At 40.0% G+C, this 19,247-nt stretch carries 20 protein-coding genes and 1 tRNA gene; 15 read left to right on the top strand and 6 right to left on the bottom strand.

The genetic code is table 11. The annotated features are described in order from the left end of the window. Window positions 1–8 precede the first annotated feature (8 nt). Window positions 9–1,655 (bottom strand): L-aspartate oxidase, encoded by a 1,647-nt coding sequence (gene nadB, locus FTU13_RS01015; RefSeq protein WP_180126478.1) that lies wholly within the window; start codon window positions 1,653–1,655, stop codon window positions 9–11. A gap of 229 nt (window positions 1,656–1,884) precedes the next feature. Here nadB and FTU13_RS01010 point away from each other — a divergent pair, with 229 nt between their 5' ends. The 12 genes from FTU13_RS01010 to FTU13_RS00955 all read left to right on the top strand — a co-directional run bounded on the left by FTU13_RS01010 (window position 1,885) and on the right by FTU13_RS00955 (window position 12,107). Beyond that, entirely contained in the window at window positions 1,885–3,267 is a 1,383-nt protein-coding gene (locus tag FTU13_RS01010) for a Do family serine endopeptidase (protein WP_180126480.1), read from the top strand. A gap of 119 nt (window positions 3,268–3,386) precedes the next feature. Next, a complete protein-coding gene (locus FTU13_RS01005; RefSeq protein ID WP_180003252.1) occupies window positions 3,387–3,836 on the top strand; it encodes a thioesterase family protein in 450 nt (149 codons plus the stop codon). Between the two features lie 195 nt (window positions 3,837–4,031). Beyond that, complete coding sequence (gene lepA, locus FTU13_RS01000; protein ID WP_180126482.1) at window positions 4,032–5,849, top strand: translation elongation factor 4; 1,818 nt, start codon at window positions 4,032–4,034, stop codon at window positions 5,847–5,849. 21 nt (window positions 5,850–5,870) lie between these two features. Then, complete coding sequence (lepB, locus tag FTU13_RS00995) at window positions 5,871–6,698, top strand: signal peptidase I (RefSeq protein WP_111883978.1); 828 nt, start codon at window positions 5,871–5,873, stop codon at window positions 6,696–6,698. 20 nt (window positions 6,699–6,718) lie between these two features. After that, the gene (locus tag FTU13_RS00990; protein WP_180126484.1) at window positions 6,719–7,090 is read left to right on the top strand and encodes a DUF4845 domain-containing protein; all 372 of its coding nucleotides are present in this window, start codon (window positions 6,719–6,721) and stop codon (window positions 7,088–7,090) included. Beyond that, window positions 7,062–7,760 carry a ribonuclease III gene (gene rnc, locus FTU13_RS00985; protein ID WP_111883979.1) on the top strand — a complete coding sequence of 233 codons (699 nt, stop codon included), beginning with the start codon at window positions 7,062–7,064 and terminating at the stop codon, window positions 7,758–7,760. Before FTU13_RS00990 ends, rnc begins: the two co-directional genes overlap by 29 nt. After that, a complete protein-coding gene (era, locus tag FTU13_RS00980; RefSeq protein ID WP_180007638.1) occupies window positions 7,760–8,788 on the top strand; it encodes a GTPase Era in 1,029 nt (342 codons plus the stop codon). The genes rnc and era overlap by 1 nt, the downstream gene beginning before the upstream one ends. A 33-nt stretch (window positions 8,789–8,821) precedes the next feature. Next, a complete protein-coding gene (locus FTU13_RS00975; RefSeq protein WP_078192000.1) occupies window positions 8,822–9,016 on the top strand; it encodes an NF038104 family lipoprotein in 195 nt (64 codons plus the stop codon). A gap of 8 nt (window positions 9,017–9,024) precedes the next feature. Then, window positions 9,025–9,741, top strand: a complete 717-nt coding sequence (recO, locus tag FTU13_RS00970) for a DNA repair protein RecO (RefSeq protein WP_180126509.1) — start codon at window positions 9,025–9,027, stop codon at window positions 9,739–9,741. A gap of 9 nt (window positions 9,742–9,750) precedes the next feature. Next, a complete protein-coding gene (pdxJ, locus tag FTU13_RS00965) occupies window positions 9,751–10,476 on the top strand; it encodes a pyridoxine 5'-phosphate synthase (RefSeq protein ID WP_111883982.1) in 726 nt (241 codons plus the stop codon). A 16-nt stretch (window positions 10,477–10,492) separates the two neighbouring features. Further along, complete coding sequence (locus FTU13_RS00960; RefSeq protein WP_180114771.1) at window positions 10,493–11,146, top strand: tRNA-(ms[2]io[6]A)-hydroxylase; 654 nt, start codon at window positions 10,493–10,495, stop codon at window positions 11,144–11,146. Between the two features lie 136 nt (window positions 11,147–11,282). Continuing rightward, window positions 11,283–12,107, top strand: coding sequence for a DUF4198 domain-containing protein (locus tag FTU13_RS00955; protein WP_180126485.1), 825 nt, complete (start codon window positions 11,283–11,285; stop codon window positions 12,105–12,107). A 56-nt stretch (window positions 12,108–12,163) separates the two neighbouring features. Here FTU13_RS00955 and FTU13_RS00950 read toward each other — a convergent pair whose 3' ends face one another. After that, window positions 12,164–13,237, bottom strand: a complete 1,074-nt coding sequence (locus FTU13_RS00950) for a hypothetical protein (protein ID WP_180126487.1) — start codon at window positions 13,235–13,237, stop codon at window positions 12,164–12,166. 88 nt (window positions 13,238–13,325) lie between these two features. Next, window positions 13,326–13,401: transfer RNA gene (locus tag FTU13_RS00945), tRNA-Asn, on the bottom strand. Window positions 13,402–13,652: 251 nt separating this feature from the next. On the opposite strand from FTU13_RS00945, the gene FTU13_RS00940 reads away from it, so the two are divergent. Then, the gene (locus FTU13_RS00940; RefSeq protein WP_111883986.1) at window positions 13,653–14,111 is read left to right on the top strand and encodes a hypothetical protein; all 459 of its coding nucleotides are present in this window, start codon (window positions 13,653–13,655) and stop codon (window positions 14,109–14,111) included. 51 nt (window positions 14,112–14,162) lie between these two features. Here the strand turns inward: FTU13_RS00940 and FTU13_RS00935 are convergent, their stop codons facing one another. From FTU13_RS00935 to map, 3 genes are all read right to left on the bottom strand, one after another. Further along, complete coding sequence (locus tag FTU13_RS00935; protein ID WP_111883987.1) at window positions 14,163–14,597, bottom strand: PaaI family thioesterase; 435 nt, start codon at window positions 14,595–14,597, stop codon at window positions 14,163–14,165. A gap of 328 nt (window positions 14,598–14,925) precedes the next feature. Continuing rightward, on the bottom strand, window positions 14,926–16,152 hold the full coding sequence (locus tag FTU13_RS00930; protein WP_180126489.1) for a pyridoxal phosphate-dependent aminotransferase: 1,227 nt from the start codon (window positions 16,150–16,152) through the stop codon (window positions 14,926–14,928). Window positions 16,153–16,421: 269 nt separating this feature from the next. Then, window positions 16,422–17,249 (bottom strand): type I methionyl aminopeptidase, encoded by an 828-nt coding sequence (map, locus tag FTU13_RS00925; protein ID WP_078191991.1) that lies wholly within the window; start codon window positions 17,247–17,249, stop codon window positions 16,422–16,424. Between the two features lie 207 nt (window positions 17,250–17,456). Between map and rpsB the strand changes: the two genes are divergently transcribed. Together rpsB and tsf are read left to right on the top strand one after the other, a co-directional pair. After that, a complete protein-coding gene (gene rpsB, locus FTU13_RS00920) occupies window positions 17,457–18,203 on the top strand; it encodes a 30S ribosomal protein S2 (RefSeq protein WP_078190314.1) in 747 nt (248 codons plus the stop codon). Between the two features lie 141 nt (window positions 18,204–18,344). After that, on the top strand, window positions 18,345–19,220 hold the full coding sequence (gene tsf / locus FTU13_RS00915) for a translation elongation factor Ts (RefSeq protein WP_180066391.1): 876 nt from the start codon (window positions 18,345–18,347) through the stop codon (window positions 19,218–19,220). Window positions 19,221–19,247 lie beyond the last annotated feature (27 nt).

Raw genomic sequence — 19,247 nt, 5'->3', positions numbered from 1 at the left:
TAAAAGTTTTAAGAGACTAACTCAGTATTAACTACAGGGCAATCAACCGTGAAATCGGGTGGACTTAACACCGTTTTACGTAGTTCGTCTGCTTGTTCAGGATAGTCTAAAGTGAAATGCAGACCACGAGACTCTTTACGTTCCATTGCACAGCGCACAATCATTTCTGATACCAATACTAAGTTACGGAGTTCAATCAGATTTTTACTGACTTGGTAATCTTGGTAATACTCGGTGATTTCACGCTTAAGCATTTCAATGCGGTGTAGGGCACGTTGGAGGCGCTTGGTTGTTCTGACAATACCCACGTAGTTCCACATGGTTTGGCGAAGCTCGTCCCAATTTTGCAAAATCACCACGTCTTCATCAGGGTTGGTCACTTGCGAGTCATCCCATTCTGGGACATGCGGCGCCTGATAAGTTCCTTGATGCTGTGCTGTGATATGTGCTGAAGCACTCATACCATAGACAAAACATTCCAGTAAGGAGTTACTCGCCATACGGTTTGCACCATGTAGGCCGGTATAAGAGGTTTCCCCAATGGCATATAGGCCTGGAATATCGGTCTGACTGTTTTCATCAACCACAACGCCACCACAGGTGTAGTGTGCTGCCGGAACCACCGGAATCATTTCTTTGGTAATATCAATACCGAGTTCCATTAAGCGTGCATACAATGTTGGGAAATGTTCTTTGACAAATTCTGCAGGTTTATGGGTGATATCAAGCCAAACATGACGGATTCCTAGACGTTTGATTTCATAATCAATCGCGCGCGCTACGATATCGCGTGGTGCTAATTCGGCACGCTCATCAAAGCGCAGCATAAAGCGTTCATCATCTGGAAGACGTAAATAGGCACCTTCGCCACGCATCGCCTCGGTAATTAAGAAAGAGCGAGCTTGAGGATGATATAAACAGGTTGGATGGAATTGGTTAAACTCCATATTGGCAACACGGCAGCCTGCACGATACGCCATGGCAATACCATCACCCGTCGCAATGTCGGGATTTGATGTATATAAATATGCTTTCATGGCACCACCACAGGCAAGGGCAGTGAAGGGTGCTAAAAAGGTATGTACTTTTTCGGTTTTTTCATCTAAAGCATACAGACCGAGAGCACGGTTTTCAGTTTCAGGATTTAATTTTTGTGCGGTGATTAAATCGATTGCAATAAAATTTTCAAAAATATGAATATTGGCTTTTTCTTGCGCACGTTCAACCAATGTTGTGGAAATAGCACGACCTGTGGCATCTGCTGCATGAATAATGCGTCGCTGAGAGTGACCACCTTCACGGGTAAGGTGTAATTGTGCTTGTTCATCTAAGGTAAATTGCACACCCTGATTCAGTAGAAAATCGACAGAAGATTTACCACCTTCAACGGTTTGTTTTACCGCCGCCATTTCACATAAATGTGCACCGGCAATCATGGTGTCATTGATATGTTGTTCAATAGAATCTGTTTTATCGAGGACGGCAGCAACACCACCTTGGGCATAATATGTACTGGCATCCGTCAGCGTCGATTTAGCTAAAACAGCAATATTAAAATGATCTGGTAGCGATAGGGCTAAACTTAGGCCTGCACCGCCACTTCCCACAATAATCACATCAAATTGATGTGTCGTGTTTAAATTAGACATGTCCATCAGCTAATTTTAAAAAATGTCCGATCATCACAACTGTTTTTTCTTATAAACGCAATGACTATAAATTAACTAAATAATGAAAAATATTCATAGATCTGTAATATTTAAGGAATGTTTAAGATTGTTTATCATAAATAATCATCAAACATTTTATTACGAAGCTTAGACTTGCATTGTGATAAAAACTAACGTATTTCAAATGATAAGCACAATTGAGTGAATGCTAACAATGAATAAATCGTATTTACAAAAGGGACTCTATGCAGCTGTGTTTACGGTTGCTAGCGTGCAGACTCAGGCAGCGGGTCCTGTTGATTTTTCCAATTTGGTTGAACAAGTCAGCCCAGCTGTCGTAAGCGTGAATGTGGTTAAAAAGCTTAGTCAAGAAGAGCTTTTGCAGCAACAAGTCCCAGAAATATTACGACGCTTTTTCGGTAATCAGGTGGTTATTCCGCAGCAAAAAATGCCGCAAGAAAAGACCGGTTATGGAAGCGCATTCTTTATTAGTAAAGATGGTTATTTATTGACAAATCACCATGTGGTAGAAGATGCCTCGAAAGTCACCATTGTACTGAATGACCGCCGTGAAATTGATGCCACAGTTGTGGGTAGTGATGAGCGGACTGACGTGGCTTTGTTAAAGGTCAAAGGTTCAAATTTTCCTGAGCTACGCACAGGCAATGTTGACCGTTTACGTGTAGGTGAGCCAGTGTTGGCCATTGGTTCACCATTTGGCTTTGACTATTCAGCTTCAGCAGGAATCGTTAGTGCTAAAATGCGTAATATGATGGGAGAAACCTCGGTTCCATTCATTCAAACCGACGTGGCATTGAACCCGGGTAATTCTGGTGGTCCATTATTTAATCAGTCTGGTGAAGTGGTCGGGGTAAATTCTCGTATCTTTAGTGGTACAGGCGGTTATATGGGGTTATCGTTCTCGATTCCCATTGATGTTGCAATGGATGTTGCAGACCAATTAAAGAAAAACGGCAAGGTAACACGTGCTTATTTAGGCGTCATGCTACAAGATATCGATCGTAATCTTGCAGAGTCTTATAACCTTTCAAAACCAGAAGGCTCTTTGATTACTCAAGTTGCACCAAATTCACCTGCTGCAAAAGCTGGCTTTAAAGTGGGTGATGTCATTTTGAAATTTAATGGCACACCAATTTCACGTACAGGCGAACTGCTGAATTATCTTAATCGTACAGGTCCAAATCAAAGTATTCAGCTTGAAGTGCTGCGTGATGATAAACGCCAAAATATTTCAGCAACCTTGATCACAGCACCAGATGATACGCCTGCAAAAGCTGAAAAGACATCTGTGAAAAAAGGTCCAGTGATTGGGGTGTCAATTCGCAACTTAAACGCAGATGAATTAAAACAACTGAGTCTAAAAGGCGGTGTCTTAATTCAAGATGTACGTGCAGGAGGTATAGCTTCACAGGCACGAATTCAGCCGGGGGATGTTGTCACCCAAGTTAATAATAAAGTCGTAAACAATGCTGAAGATTTTGTGAAAGTTATTTCTGAGTTGAAAAATGGTAGCATTGCACGTGTTTCTTTGATTCGTCAGGGACAGCGTGCGATTGTGGGCATGCGTATTCAGTAATGAGTTACTAAATGAAAACCACTCCAAGCGAGTGGTTTTTTAACTTTAGCGTTTTTGCAATTCACCCTTAGATAAAAATGGGTAGACTGTGGGCCACAATTTAAAATTTGCAGGACGCTATGAGCGATATCTTTGATTTAAAAATTACAGTTCAAGCTGAACATATCGACACATTAAATCATGTGAATAACGTGGTGTACGTCAGTTGGATGCAAGATGTCGCGACAGCACATATTGAAGCTTTGGGTTTAGGCTTAAAAGAATATATTGAATTGAAGCATGCCATGGTCGCTGTTGAGCATCATGTGCAATATCGTAAAGCAGCGCTCGAAGGTGAGGAGATTATTTTACGAACTTGGCTAAATGATATCAATGCATTGTATTCGTTTCGGCAGTACGTATTTTATCGCCCTAAAGACAAAGCGATATTATTTACAGGCAATACACAGTGGGCATGCATAGAAATTGCTACAGGCCGTCCAAAGCGCATGTCGCCAACATTTACCCAAGCTTATCAACCCATCGCAGATAGCATAAATCCGCTTGATTTTAGTGCTTATGATTTCTGATTTTTAATTGAAACCTCATATTAAAGCGAAGACTAGTTAAGTTCTACAGCCAGGATAAGTGGTTAGCATAAAAGCAATGCATTATTTTCGATACTTTGAAAAATCCATCTGCTATAATCCTCGGCAATTTCTATTCGGCTTTTGCTATGCATAAAGAATTGCATGCATAGCGCTTTTATTTTTCCAAGGTAGCCCATGGCGCAAGCTAAAAAATCTGTTGATATAAAAAACATTCGTAACTTCTCGATCATTGCGCATATCGACCATGGTAAGTCGACGCTTGCCGACCGATTTATTCAAACTTGTGGTGGCCTGCAAGATCGTGAAATGCAGGCACAGGTTCTAGATTCTATGGAATTAGAACGTGAGCGTGGTATCACGATTAAAGCTACGTCTGTGACTTTGTATTACACTCATCCTAACGGTGAAGAATACCAACTCAACTTCATTGACACACCTGGGCACGTTGACTTTTCTTATGAAGTTTCACGTTCATTGGCTGCGTGTGAAGGTGCACTGTTGGTTGTCGATGCTGCACAAGGTGTCGAAGCCCAGTCTGTTGCTAACTGCTATACAGCAATTGAACAAGGTTTAGAAGTCCTACCTGTTTTAAATAAAATTGATTTGCCGCAAGCAGAGCCAGAGCGTGTTATTCAAGAAATTGAAGACATTATTGGTATCGAAGCGACTGAAGCACCTACATGTTCAGCTAAAACCGGTCTAGGCATTGAAGGGGTGCTTGAAACACTAGTCAATGTCATTCCTGCACCCGAAGGCGATCGTAATGCACCATTACAAGCCTTAATTGTTGACTCTTGGTTCGACAACTATTTGGGCGTGGTTTCTTTAGTTCGTATTAAAGAAGGTTGTGTGCGTAAAGGCGATAAAATGTTGATGAAATCAACTGGTCAAACGCACATTATCACCTCAGTAGGTATTTTTAATCCTAAACATACAGAAACTGACATGCTCGAAGCAGGTGAAGTTGGTTTCGTGATTGCGGGTATTAAAGATATTTTTGGTGCTCCAGTTGGTGATACGATTACCTTGGCAACTACACCAGAAGTTGAAAGCTTACCGGGTTTCAAAAAAGTGAAACCACAGGTCTATGCAGGTTTATTCCCAATCGATTCAAGTGAATTTGAACCCTTCCGTGAAGCGCTGCACAAACTGCAAATTAATGACTCAGCGTTGTTCTTTGAACCTGAAAGTTCGGATGCACTCGGTTTTGGTTTCCGTTGTGGCTTCTTGGGTATGCTGCACATGGAAATCGTACAAGAGCGTTTAGAGCGTGAGTATGATCTTGACCTGATTTCTTCAGCACCAACCGTAATTTATGAAGCGGTGATGAAAAATGGTCAAACTATTTACATCGATAGTCCTTCTAAAATGCCGGATGGTTCAACAGTTGAAGATTTACGTGAGCCAATTGCTGAATGTCACATTTTAGTACCGCAAGAATACTTGGGTAATGTGATGACTTTATGTGTTGAACGTCGCGGCGTTCAAAAGAATATGAAGTTTATGGCGAACCAAGTGGCCATTACGTTTGAAATCCCAATGGCTGAAGTAGTTATGGATTTCTTTGATAAATTGAAATCATGTTCACGTGGCTTTGCATCGCTTGACTATAGCTTTGTCCGTTTTGAGAGTTCATCTCTCGTTAAGGTTGATGTGTTAATCAACGGTGAAAAGGTCGATGCCTTGGCCATGATTTGCCACCGACAAGATGCTCGCCATCGTGGTATTGCACTTGTGGAAAAAATGAAAGATTTAATTCCACGTCAAATGTTCGATGTGGCTATTCAAGCAGCGATTGGTGCACAAATCATTGCACGTTCAACTGTAAAAGCGATGCGTAAAAACGTATTGGCAAAATGTTATGGTGGTGACGTGTCACGTAAGAAGAAACTTCTTGCGAAACAAAAAGAAGGTAAGAAACGTATGAAGCAAGTGGGCAGTGTTGAAATCCCACAAGAAGCGTTCCTTGCGGTATTGAAAGTAGAAAGATAATAAATAGAGGTTTATGAGCTCATGGATTTTGACTTTAATTTGATCCTTGTTCCTGCCACAGTCATTTTTTTCTTAATTTGGTTGTTGGATAAGTTTGTCTGGAAGCAACGGCAGACCAAAGGTAAAGGGAATGAAAATGTCGTTATCGCATGGGCTTATGATTTCTGGCCGATTCTAGCGATAGTTTTGGTGATGCGTTCATTCTTATATGAGCCATTTAATATTCCATCTGACTCTATGGTTCCAACCTTAGAAACAGGTGATTTTATTGTGGTGAATAAATATCAGTATGGCGTACGTTTACCTATCGTCAATAAAAAAATTCTTGATGTCGGTGAACCTGAGCGTGGTGATGTCATTGTATTCCGTTATCCACCACAACCAACCATCAGCTATATTAAACGAGTGGTCGGTTTACCAGGTGATCATATTATTTACGATCATGGTCAACTGAGTGTGAATGGTCAAAAGGTGGCAAAAGTTCCTGTAGAATTTAGCCGTGAAAAAGATCAACTTGATACACCTACATCGATTTATCATAAAGAAACCATGGGTAAGCATACGTTTACCATGCGTGAGCTTGAAGGCGTCAATGTTGCGCGCCAAGCACCATTTATCAACTATGTTGAAAATGGTAAATATTCAACAGAAAATGGTTTATATTGGGAAGTTAAGGTTCCTGAAGGTCACTATTTCGCGATGGGGGATAATCGCGATCAAAGTGCGGACAGTCGTTTTTGGGGCTTTGTGCCTGAAGAAAACCTCACTGGACGTGCTTTTTACAAGTGGATGCATAAGGAACCTGGTTTAAAACTGCCTTCATTTAGTCGTAATGGCAGTATTGATTAGTCTTACATCAGGAAAATAAAATGAGACATCAACGGGGAACGTCTTATATTGCAATTTTAATTGCTGTGATTGGTTTTGCTTTTTTAGCTAAAGTTGTTATTGCGGTTTGGGGACCGTATGTTGACGATCGTCTCGTCAACAATGAAATTGAAGAATTGATGAAGAGCAGTCCTAAAAATATTGCTCCGAGTAAGTTTGAGTCACAAATGTCACAGCGTTTAGATATGAATGGTGTACGTGATTTAAATTTTAAAGATATTGCTCAAGTCACTAATGTAGATGGTCTACAAGTGAAAACAGATTATGAAATAAGAAAACCTTTCTTATTGAATATTGATATTGTGTTGAAGTTCGAGAAAAGTTTTGATCAAAGCTCAGTCCAAGCTAAATGAAGCTCGTTTAGCAAGTCGTATCGGTTATCAGTTTAAACAACCTGAATTGTTACAACTGGCCTTGACCCACCGATCGGTGAGCCATAAATACAATTATGAACGCCTAGAATATCTGGGCGATTCATTATTGGGTATGATAATTGCCAATTATCTGTACCATGCCTACCCGCATGAAAATGAAGGGCGTCTAACGCGTATGCGTGCGACACTGGTTCGTCAGGAAGCGCTAGGAAAAATTGCCAATGACTTAAAACTCAGTCAAGAATTAATCTTGAGTACAGGTGAGTTGAAATCTGGCGGTCATCATCGTGAGTCTATACTTGCGGATACCGTTGAATCGATCATTGGTGCAATCTATGTCGATTGTCAGGATTTAAAAATTCTGGAACCGATTGTTCTTAAATGGTATGTGCCATATTTAGATCATATTGAACCGACCGATCAACTGAAAGACCCTAAATCACGTTTGCAAGAGTATTTACAAGCACGTAAAAAACCTCTCCCGGTTTACGAGGTTGTAGATATTCAGGGTGATGCTCCGAACCAACATTTTAAAGTTGAATGTACAGTTGAAGGGCTCCCTGTTAAATACGGTGAAGGTTCAAGCCGTCGCTTTGCTGAACAGGCAGTAGCGGCAGAAATCTTAGAAATTTTGGAGAAAAAGTCTTAATGACTACTCATTCCGATCACGTAGATGCTGATCACGAGTCGCAAGGCGACAGTAACGATTTAATTAGTCAGTTTTTTAGTGCACAAGGCACTGAAATTCCAGCCGATTTTAAAAGTGGGTTTGTGGCGATTGTTGGTCGTCCAAACGTGGGTAAATCAACATTGATGAACCATATTTTGGGTCAAAAACTTTCTATTACCTCTCGTAAACCACAGACCACACGTCATAAAATTGTGGGTATTGACTCACGCGAAAAATCTCAAGCGGTATTTGTAGATACCCCGGGGATGCACAAAAAAGAAGTCCGTGCCATCAATAAAATGATGAACCGTGCGGCACATTCTGCACTTCGTGATGTGAACTTAGTTTTGTTTGTGATTGATGCAGACAAATGGACACAGAATGATGATTTAGTGTTAGAAAAGCTAAAAAATGCCGATATGCCAGTGATTCTTGTGATCAATAAAATTGATACACTAGAGAATAAAAACCATGCATTACCATTGATACAAGAGCGTGCAAAATTAATGAATTTTGCAGAAATTGTTCCTGTATCAGCGTTACGTGGTGCAAATTTAGATCATTTGCGCAGCACGATTGAGAAATATTTACCATTCCAACCACCACTGTATTCACTTGAGCAATTGACTGATCGTTCAGAGCGTTTCCTTGCATCTGAAATTATCCGTGAAAAAATCATGCGTCAATTGGGTGAAGAGCTGCCTTATGATTTAACGGTTCAAATTGAGTCGTTTAAAACAGAAGAAGCAACAATTAATCCAAAAACAGGTCGTCCTAAAGCGGCGTGTACCTATATTGATGCGACGATTTTTGTCGATCGCTCTGGCCAAAAAGCCATTGTGATTGGTGAGAAAGGTGCCAAACTGAAGAAAATCGGTATGGATGCACGTGTGGATATGGAAAAAATGTTCGAGCAAAAAATCATGCTAACACTTTGGGTGAAAGTTAAAGGTGGTTGGTCTGATGATGAGCGTGCATTGAAAAGCTTGGGTTATAGCGATATTTAATTGCTAGAGATTTAAAACTTTGAGGGAAGAGTAATGATGAAAGTATTAGCTGTAGTGGCATGTGTTTTGTTTCTACAAGGGTGTATTCATAAAATCGTTACTGTTCCTGTCAAAGTGGCTTATAAAACCACAAAAGGCGTGGTTAAAGGTACTGCTGCAGTTGTGGGTGCAGTCATTCCAGATGGGGATGAAGATGAAGACGACAAGAAAAAGAAAGACAAGGATTAATATTTCAAATCATGCGTAATGAGATACTGCATGGTTATTTAATTCACCATCGTAAATATCGTGAAAAAAGTCATATTGTGCACTTGTTTACTCAGGAGCATGGTCGAATTGATGGTATTCTCAGGCAAACGCCACCTCCCCAGTATCAACCAATTTGCTTGCAAGCATCTGGTAAGTCCGAACTTAAAAACTTTAGTAAACTCGAAATTGTAAATCAACCGATTTTCTTTTTTGGGGATGCTTTTTTTTCAGGATTTTATCTAAATGAAGTCTTATTGAGGCTATGTCCGTTAGAGGTTGAGATGCATGAGACATTTGCTCAATATGCACACACCTTGGAACAACTTCAATGCATGTCTGTCCAGGCCAACCCTGATCTATTCTTACGGCAAATCCTTAGACAATTTGAGCATGTGCTGCTTGAAGAGTTGGGTTTTGCATTGGATTTTTCAACTGATGCAAATCAACAGCAAATTCAGCCTCATGAAAATTATCAATTTCATTTAAACGAAGGTTTTCAACCTGTCATTAAAGCCTCACGCGCAACATTGTCAGGTCAACATATTTTAAGTATGTGTGATTATGAAAAAGGTGGGGAATTTAATTCTGAACAGTTACAATTACTGTCTAAGTTGTACCGACAAATGATTACTTCCTTGCTTGGCGATCGTCCATTAAAAAGTCGTCAATTGTGGATACAGAATTATCAAACTCAACGTCATTAGGAAAGAATTATGGCAGCTTTGCTTGGTGTAAATATTGACCATGTGGCAACACTACGAAATGCACGTGGGACAACTTATCCAGATCCTGTGAATGCCGCAATTATTTGTGAGCAAGCGGGGGCGGAAGGGATTACGCTGCATTTACGTGAAGATCGTCGCCATATTAAAGATGATGATGTACGTCGTATGCGTTCTGTATTAAAAACCCATATGAACCTTGAAATGGCAGTGACCAATGAAATGGTTGAATTTGCCAAAGAGATTCAGCCGCATCATGTATGCTTTGTTCCTGAAAAGCGTGAAGAAGTCACGACTGAGGGCGGTCTAGATGTGGTTGGGCATTTTGAAGATGTAAAAAACGCGACTCAAGCACTCGCGGCGATTGGTTGCGAAGTTTCATTATTTATTGATGCTGACTTTGCTCAAATTGATGCAGCGATTGCCTGTGGTGCGCCTACGATTGAGTTGCATACAGGTGCATATGCAGATGCTGAAACACCTGAAGCGCAGAAAGCAGAGCTGGAACGTATTATTCGAGGTGCTGAATATGCGGCATCTAAAGGATTGATTGTGAATGCTGGTCATGGCTTAAATATTGACAATGTCACTCCGATTGCGCGCATTGCTCAAATTCATGAATTGAATATTGGTCACTCGATTATTGCTGATGCTGTATTTATTGGATTGGCACAGTCTGTAAAACAAATGAAAGCTGCGATTAAATCTGCACGTTAATTTTTAAGTAAAGTATATGTCAAATATTGATTATGATGCCCTAATGAAGCCAGTCATTGGCTTCTTGGGGTGTGAAACACCAAAAGCATGGCTAGATGAAGCTTTAAATAATTTGGATATCCTGATGCAGGATCATGCCAATTGTGAAAAGAAAGCAGCAAGTACAGCAATGAATTTGATGTTTCGTTATAGTTTTTTCTCGGATTTACAAATCAAACTGGCACAGCTAGTACGTGAAGAAATGCTGCACTATGAGCAAGTGCTGGAACTGATGGCAAAACGTGGTCAGGAATGGACTGCGATCAGTGCTGGTCGGTATGCAGGTGGTCTACGCAAAGAAGTGCGGACTTATGAGCCAGAAGCGTTAATTGATATCTTAGTGATCGGCGCATTCGTTGAAGCACGGTCATGCGAGCGTTTCTATGCGCTTGCACCACATGTGGATGAAGAGTTGGGGCGTTACTACCGCTATTTGCTAAAGTCTGAATCACGCCATTATGAGGACTATTTAGCATTGGCCATGGACGTAGCGACGACCAATAAGCTGAAGAACCCAAAAGAAGATATTCAGATGCGTATTGAGCATATTCGCGCAGTTGAAAAAAATCTGATTAGTAGTCCAGATGAGTTATTCCGCTTTCATAGCGGTGTGCCAGTCAAAGCAGCTTGATAAAATAATCCTCCAGAATGGGGGATTTTTTATGCACTTAAAATAAATGATAATAAGAATTATTTACAATTGTCTTGGGTGAATCTAAAATGAAACGATCTCTATGAATAAAGCAATTTAAGTTCACCTATTTTATATGAAATTACAATTCACTTTACTCTGTTTGGCTTTGTGTACGGTTGGTCAGGCTCAAGCGCATTATCCTTATGTGGCGCCATTAAACTATCAAACATTTAATAATCACAGTGCCATACTTTCTGGTTTTTATGACAATCCGTTTGTCTCTGAAATTGCAATTAAAAATTTTAATTTCCATGTACATACACCATCAGGTGACAAACTACATTTAGCGGATGCCGATTGGGCAAAAACTCAAACAGTCAGCAGTTATAGTTTAGAGAATAAGCAAGATGGCACGTATCGTATTCGTGGTGAAAAGCAGGGAAGTACAGCGCGTTATGCTTACGATCAAAAGCAGTGGAAAGCGTTAATCAATGGTGTGCGTGATCCTCAAAAAACTGCGAATGCAAATGTCATTTATACAGCCGAGTTGACTAAAAAGTCGCAAATCAAAAGCATTCAAACGCAGGAAATCATTGAAACTTTTGTATCACGTCGTGTAACGTCTACACAAGTGGTGAATCATTTATATGATGGTTTTGATGTGCAATTTAGAACCCATCCGAATGCCATTATGCAAAATGAGCCAGTACAACTGAAAGTGCTAGATCAGAAAAAAGCGGTTGCGGGTTTGCAGATTGAAATTTTGCAGCAAACGACGGATTACAGCCGTGAAGGAAAGGTTTATAAAACGCTTAAAACTGATCAAGAAGGAAACTTGAATTTAAACCTAGCAGATCGTGGTCAGTATTTACTGAAAATTGACTATCAGCAGCCTTTTGAAATGAAGGGAGACGCATTAAAACGATATAAATATACTTTGAGCTTTAATGTAATCTAAGGGTAGTTAAATGAGAAAAAGCTCTGGGATTTGCAGAGCTTTTTTATGAAAATGATTTAGCTATCTTTAGGTTCAAGATAAAACATCGATAAACCTATCAATAAAATTAAACTGGTTTGGGTGAAGAAGTGTTTATTAAAACCACCATAATATTGCTGCGAATAGCCTGCAATTAGTAAATAACCCGTTAAATAAAGCAATCGATAATATCGGCTCTCAAAACAATAACAGATACTTGCAAAACATAAAATCAGGCAACCAATGACCATATAGTGGATATCCCAAATGATGGTGTTGATAGTAAATAAAAGTGCTGCAAGTGCGCCGATAGATAAATTACGCAGGCTTTCAAACCCTTGAAAAATGTGCATCAAAGCTAAAATGAAGAGTGGTAATAGAGCAAGTGCATATTTTATTTTCATACTGTTTTGCGTCATGAGCATAAAATTTTGCTGTTTCTCAACAATGGGGCTAGTACTGATGCTTAGCCTAAGCCATTGAAGGGTTAAGTGTTCAGGGGTGTTGGCTTTAACTAAAAATTTGAGAGTGGCTTGTGGTGGGATAATATAATTTTCTTGGAATTCATGGCCATAAAACATCCAAGACTTATTGGTTTCCAATGTGTGATATTGCGTATTTTTTTGAGTTGAGATGTTAAAGAGTTGTCCACTTGCATTTAACCCAGCTTTCATACATGGTGTTTCTTTTTCGTGAACAATACATAACGGCAGTACCGAAATTTCAAGATCTTTTCGTGTTTGTTGCTGACCTGCAAAATCAATATGGACATACAGTTGATCTGATTGGTTTTGCAGCGTAATCGGTGTGCTTGACCAATATTGTCCTTCTGTCATCTCGTTCAATACAGATTCAGATATTTCCGGAATAGTATTGTGATTTTGAATCTGCTGAGGTGGAATCAACCATTGTAGCTTGCTGTCAAGAAGGGTGTTAGATTCACTATTATATAAATTGGGTGGTGTTTTGAAATGTTGCTCAATTTCACTTTCGGGTGTGCAGCTCACCAAATAAATTGCAAATGGGCTGATAATAATTAAAAGAAAAATGAATGCAGTGAGGTAGTGTTTTAAGGCAGTTTCATTTGATTCAGCATCAACTTGAATGAACATTTTTTTTATTTTAATGACAATGACTTATAGATTATATGTAAATCATAGGCATTAAAAAAGCCCATTTAAATAAATGGGCTTTAGAATTTGGCTCTCCAACCTGGGCTCGAACCAGGGACCTGCGGATTAACAGTCCGTCGCTCTACCGACTGAGCTATTGGAGAATCTGAATGCGATTATAAGCAGATTTTGAAGAGGGTCAAGCTAAAAATACCAATATGAGGAGAAATGCGTGATAGATGTTTTTTATTTGAACAAAAAGAAGGATTTTTTAGAAAAAATGAATCTTAGGCTTGCAAAGAAAAAATTCAATTGATAGTCTGAATGCAACAACAGAGCGTTTAAACATATGTTTAAACAGTGTGGATTTAAACCCAACTTGCCAGCACTAAAATGGCTAAACAGGAGAAAGCGAATGAATACGCTGACTATTTCTCAGATTTTTTCAAACTTTTCTTTTTATCAAGAAAACTATCTTTCCATTATTAGTAACCAAGAGCGATATCAAACACCTGTCGAAGGTGCGTACGTTGACGTTTGGCCTTTGGGTAAACGTGACTTGGCATTGGGAGATCTATTGCAACTGTGGTTTAGTGAAAAATGGTTGATCAACGCGCCATGTCATTTACGTTTTGAACATCAAGATGATGGTCGTCGTGTGCCTTTGCAACGCAAGCAAGATTTGTATTTATACCAATTGGCAGGTAATGCGTTATCAGGCTCAAATCGTTCTAAAGTATGGTCTATTTCAGAACAACGGGAACTTCGTGTTGAGTTAGATAGTGCTTTAAAATATTACTGCTTTCAAAAGGGCAGTAATCGCATTGATCTAAGCGAAGGCCAATTAATTCGCGCCTTACATTCAGCAATTTAAGTTTGAATCATCATCTGCTCGCATTGAATTGCGAGCAGAAAAATAAAAATATTAAGGACGTATAATCATGCATGTCGCTGTTGCATGAGCATATATCTTTCCATTGTTATCCATAATTCTGCCTTCTGAAATTGCTAAATTTTTGCTGATATTAATTAAATGGCCTATTGCGGTTAAATCTTGATTTTTAGGGATAGGTCGACACATTTTTATATTGAGATCAATGGTGCCATAGCCTATACCAGCTTCTAATGCCGAGTGTACGACACACCCTGTAACTGTATCTAAGACTGTTGCTGCAAAGCCACCATGCACACCACCAAGGGGATTTAAATGGCGCTGATCGGCTTTTACAACAAACTCTACATTACCTTGCTCAATCTTTTTGGGTTGCATTGGAATAATTTCACTAATGCTTGCAGGTGGAATTTGGCCTTGCATCATTGCCTTTAAAATTTCTAGTCCAGTCATTTCTTTGATGTTCATTGGTATATCTCTGGATAGGTTAGTTTTGTGGTTGTTTTGGGTTCTAAAAAGGAACTTATTTAAATAACATAGCTGAAAACGTAAAAAGAATGCAAACCAAAGATTTGAATATGAAGGTTAGTTTTAGGTTTTATCGTTTGGTTTTTTTAATATTTAAGTTGATTTGAAGGAAGTCAAATGGGCTGGATGAGCTTTGTTATTTAGTTTGAACCGCGAAAAAAATTGATCAAAAGCGTGTAGAAGTGAAGCGTATTAATTTATTTTTTTGATGAGTATAAAAAACCCGCGATATTCGCGGGTTTTTTAAATCTAGCTTTTTAAAAGCAGATTATTTTTCAGCAGCAATTGAAGCAATCGCAGCATCTACGCCTTCGATTGAATCAGCAGCTTTCTTAATACGTGCAAGCGCATCTACAAGTACTTCGTCTGCAGTTGCATAAGAAATACGCATGTAGCCACCAAGACCGAACGCATCGCCAGGAACTACTGCAACACCAGTTTCTTCCAACAACCATGCAGAAAATTCTGTGCAAGATTTTAAACCTTTGGCACGAATTAAAGGACGGATGTTTGCGTATGCATAGAATGCACCGTCAGCAGGAAGGCAAGTAATACCGTTGATGTCGTTCAAGCCTTTCACAACTAGGTCGTGACGGCGTTTGAATGCTTCAATCATTGGCTCAAGAACGTCTTGAGGGCCATTTAATGCAGCTTCAGCAGCAACTTGTGAAATAGAAGTTGGGTTTGAAGTTGATTGAGATTGGATTTTTTTCATCGCACCGATCAGTTTAGCAGGGCCCGCTGCGTAGCCAATACGCCAGCCAGTCATTGCATACGCTTTAGATACACCGTTAAGAACGATTACACGGTCGTAAAGGTCTGGTGCAACTGTTGCGATGTTGTAGAATTCGTCGTCCCAACGGATTGGTTCGTACATATCATCAGAAGCAACTAAAACTTCTGGGTATTTACGTAGTACGTCAGCTAAAGCAAGCAATTCTTCTTTAGTGTAGATCATACCTGTTGGGTTAGAAGGGCTGTTTAGAACCACTAAACGAGTTTTGTCAGTGATTGCAGCTTCTAATTGAGCAGGCGTAATTTTGAAACGTTGGTCTTCACCACATTTCACGATTACAGGAGTACCTTCAGCAATGATCACCATGTCTGGGTAGCTTACCCAGTAAGGAGCAGGGATAATTACTTCGTCACCTTTGTTTAACAAAGCAAGTGTCAAGTTAAAGAAAGATTGTTTACCACCACAAGAAACCAAGATTTGGTTTGCAGCGTAATCAAGGTTATTGTCGCGTTTTAATTTAGCAATAATTGCTTTTTTAAGACCTGGAGTACCGTCAACAGCTGTATATTTAGTGAAGCCATTGTTGATAGCAGCAATTGCAGCATCTTTGATGTGTTGTGGGGTATCGAAATCCGGTTCACCTGCGCCTAAACCAATTACGTTTTTACCAGCAGCTTTCAATTCAGCAGCTTTGTTAGTAACAGCAAGTGTAGGGGACGGTTTGATGCTATTTACACGATCAGACAGACGTACGTCCACGGCAGTATTCCTTCTTATAGGGATTAAAAAATAAAAAGCACACTATCTTAGCTTAAATGCGCAGTAATGGGGAGTGGCAAAATCAACAATGTGCAAAAAAGTGTGATATTCCATCCTAACCCTATAATTGAGAAAATTTACATTGAGTTACTTAAATTTTTAATCAAATTTTATGGAAAAATCTTAAAGTCACGGATAAAAAAAAGGCATAAAAAAGGCCACAATATGTGTGACCTTTTTAATTAAATTTTATACTTCAAATACTTTGCTTATTGAACAAAACGCGATAAATCTTCTTCAGGGCGAGCAGTTAGCACTTCTACACCATTTTTTGTTACAAGTAGCGTGTGTTCGTACTGTGCAGACAAGCTATGATCTTTAGTCACGACAGTCCATTTATCGCCAAGAAGTTTGGTTTTCCAGTCGCCACCATTCACCATTGGTTCAATCGTGAATGTCATGCCTTCTTCTAAGATCATGCCTGTATTTGGTTGACCGTAGTGTAAAACTTGTGGTTCGTCATGGAAAACGGTACCAATACCATGACCACAATATTCACGTACAACACCAAAACGTTCTGATTCAACATATTGTTGAATCGCATGGCCGATATCACCCATGGTTGCGCCTGGTTTTACCACCGCCATACCACGGTACATGGCTTCTTGGGCAACTTTGCATAAACGGTTCGCTAAAATAGATGTTTCACCACCCACGATATACATCATGTTGGTATCACCATGGTAACCATCTTTGATCACAGTGACATCGATGTTTAAGATGTCACCTTTTTTTAATTTTTTGCTTTCAGATGGAATACCGTGACACACCACATGGTTCACTGAAGTGCAGATAACGTGCTGAAATGCTGGACGACCCGGCGCAGCGCCATAACCTAAACATGCAGGAATAGCTTCTTGTTTATTGACAATATAGTCATGACAAATCGTATCAAGTTCTAGGGTAGTCACACCTGGAACAATATGCGGTTTGATCATATCCAAAACTTCTGCCGCCAGTCGACCCGCGACGCGCATTTTTTCAATTTCGTCAGGCGTTTTAATTAATCGACGTGGAGCTTCGTAAGTACTGTTCATGATCTCTAAAAACTTTTGGAAATTTGTATGTGACTATGGTATAAATAGCCGCCCATTTTATCAAATGCTTTTTCGTGAATATCTTTCACGAGCTTTGTGCGATGGGGCAATAAAATCCGCACATATATCGACACATTTCTCTGGGTGCCTTTTTAGGTGGAGAATGCGGGTATATGGAGGCCTAACCCAAACTTTAAGGTAAAGAAAATGGCAGATTACAACGTAAGCATGCGCGACCTTCTTCAAGCAGGCGCACACTTCGGTCACCAAACACGTTTTTGGAATCCAAAAATGCGCGAATACATCTTCGGCGCGCGCAACAAAATTCACATCATCAACCTTGAGCACACTGTTCCTGCGTTAAATGATGCTTTGAACTTTGCTAACAACTTGGCTAGCAAAAAGAACAAAGTTTTGTTCGTTGGTACAAAACGTGCAGCTTCTGCAATCATCCGTGAACAAGCTCAACGTGCAGGTCAACCATATGTTGATCACCGCTGGTTGGGTGGTATGTTGACTAACTGGAAAACTCTTCGCCAGTCAATCAACCGTCTAAAAGACCTTCAAACTCAATCTACTGACGGTACTTTCGCTAAACTTACTAAACGTGAAGCTTTAGAACGTACTCGTGAGATGGAAAAACTTGAACGCGCTCTTGGCGGCGTTAAAAACATGGGTGGTTTACCTGACGCATTATTCGTAATCGATGTTGATCACGAAGCAATTGCAATTAAAGAAGCTAAAAACCTTGGTATTCCTGTTATCGGTATCGTTGATACAAACTCTAACCCAGACAACGTAGACTACGTTATTCCTGGTAACGACGATGCGATCCGTGCAGTTACTCTTTACGCTTCTGCTATGGCTGATGCGATTCTTGCTGGTAAAGAATATGCTCAATCACAAGCAAATGCACAAGCTAAAGGCGAAGAAGCTCCTGCTTCTGAGGCTTAATGCGTTTGACGTAAGCTTGTCATTTTTGCGACACGTGATGGTGGCAAAGTAAGCGTCATGTATGCAGACGGCCCAAGAGACAGCTCTGGGCCGTTTCTGTTCTAAAAAGAATTCATTTTCTACCGTATTTAGGAGATTAACATGACTGCAGTTACAGCAAGCATGGTTAAAGAATTGCGCGATCGTACTGGTCTTGCAATGATGGAATGTAAAAAAGCATTAACAGAAGCGGGCGGTGACATCGAATTAGCGATCGACAACCTTCGTAAATCTGGTCAAGCTAAAGCTGCTAAAAAAGCAGGTAACATTGCTGCTGACGGCGCGATCACTATCGCTCAAGAAGGTAATAAAGCAATCCTTTTAGAAGTGAACTGTCAAACTGACTTCGTTGCTAAAGACGAAAACTTTGCTGGTTTCTCTGCTAAAGTTGCTGCTGCTGCGCTTGCTGCTGGTGTAACTGATGTTGCTCAAATTGCTGAATTGAAACTTGAAGATGGTGCTACTGTTGAAGAAGCTCGTATCGCGCTTGTTCAAAAAATCGGTGAAAACATCCAAGTACGTCGTGCTCAAATCGTTGAAGGCGACAACCTTGCAGTTTACAAACATGGTTTAAAAATCGGTGTTGTAGTTGCATATGCTGGTGATGCTGAAACTGGTAAAGGTTTGGCTATGCACATCGCTGCATTCAACCCAGTTGCTGTAAACGAAGCTGGCGTTTCTGCTGAACTTATCGCTAAAGAAAAAGAAATTGCTGAAGCGAAAGCAATTGAATCTGGTAAACCAGCAAACATCGTTGAAAAAATGGTAACTGGTTCAGTTCAGAAATACTTGAACGAAGTTGTTCTTGAGAACCAAATGTACGTTATCGACAACGATAAGAAAGTTGCAGAAGTTCTTAAAGCAACTGGTACTACTGTTGCTAACTTCGTACGTTTCGAAGTTGGTGAAGGTATTGAGAAAAAAGCTGAACTTTCTTTCGCTGAAGAAGTTGCTGCTGCTCAAGCTGCTGCAAAATAATCTCTGATTATTTGTAGAAAAAAGCCC

Source organism: Acinetobacter sp. YH12064 (assembly GCF_013419735.1).
Lineage (GTDB): Bacteria > Pseudomonadota > Gammaproteobacteria > Pseudomonadales > Moraxellaceae > Acinetobacter > Acinetobacter amyesii.
The sequence above is the reverse complement of the archived record's forward strand: the minus strand, read 5'-3'. Positions and strand labels throughout refer to the sequence as shown.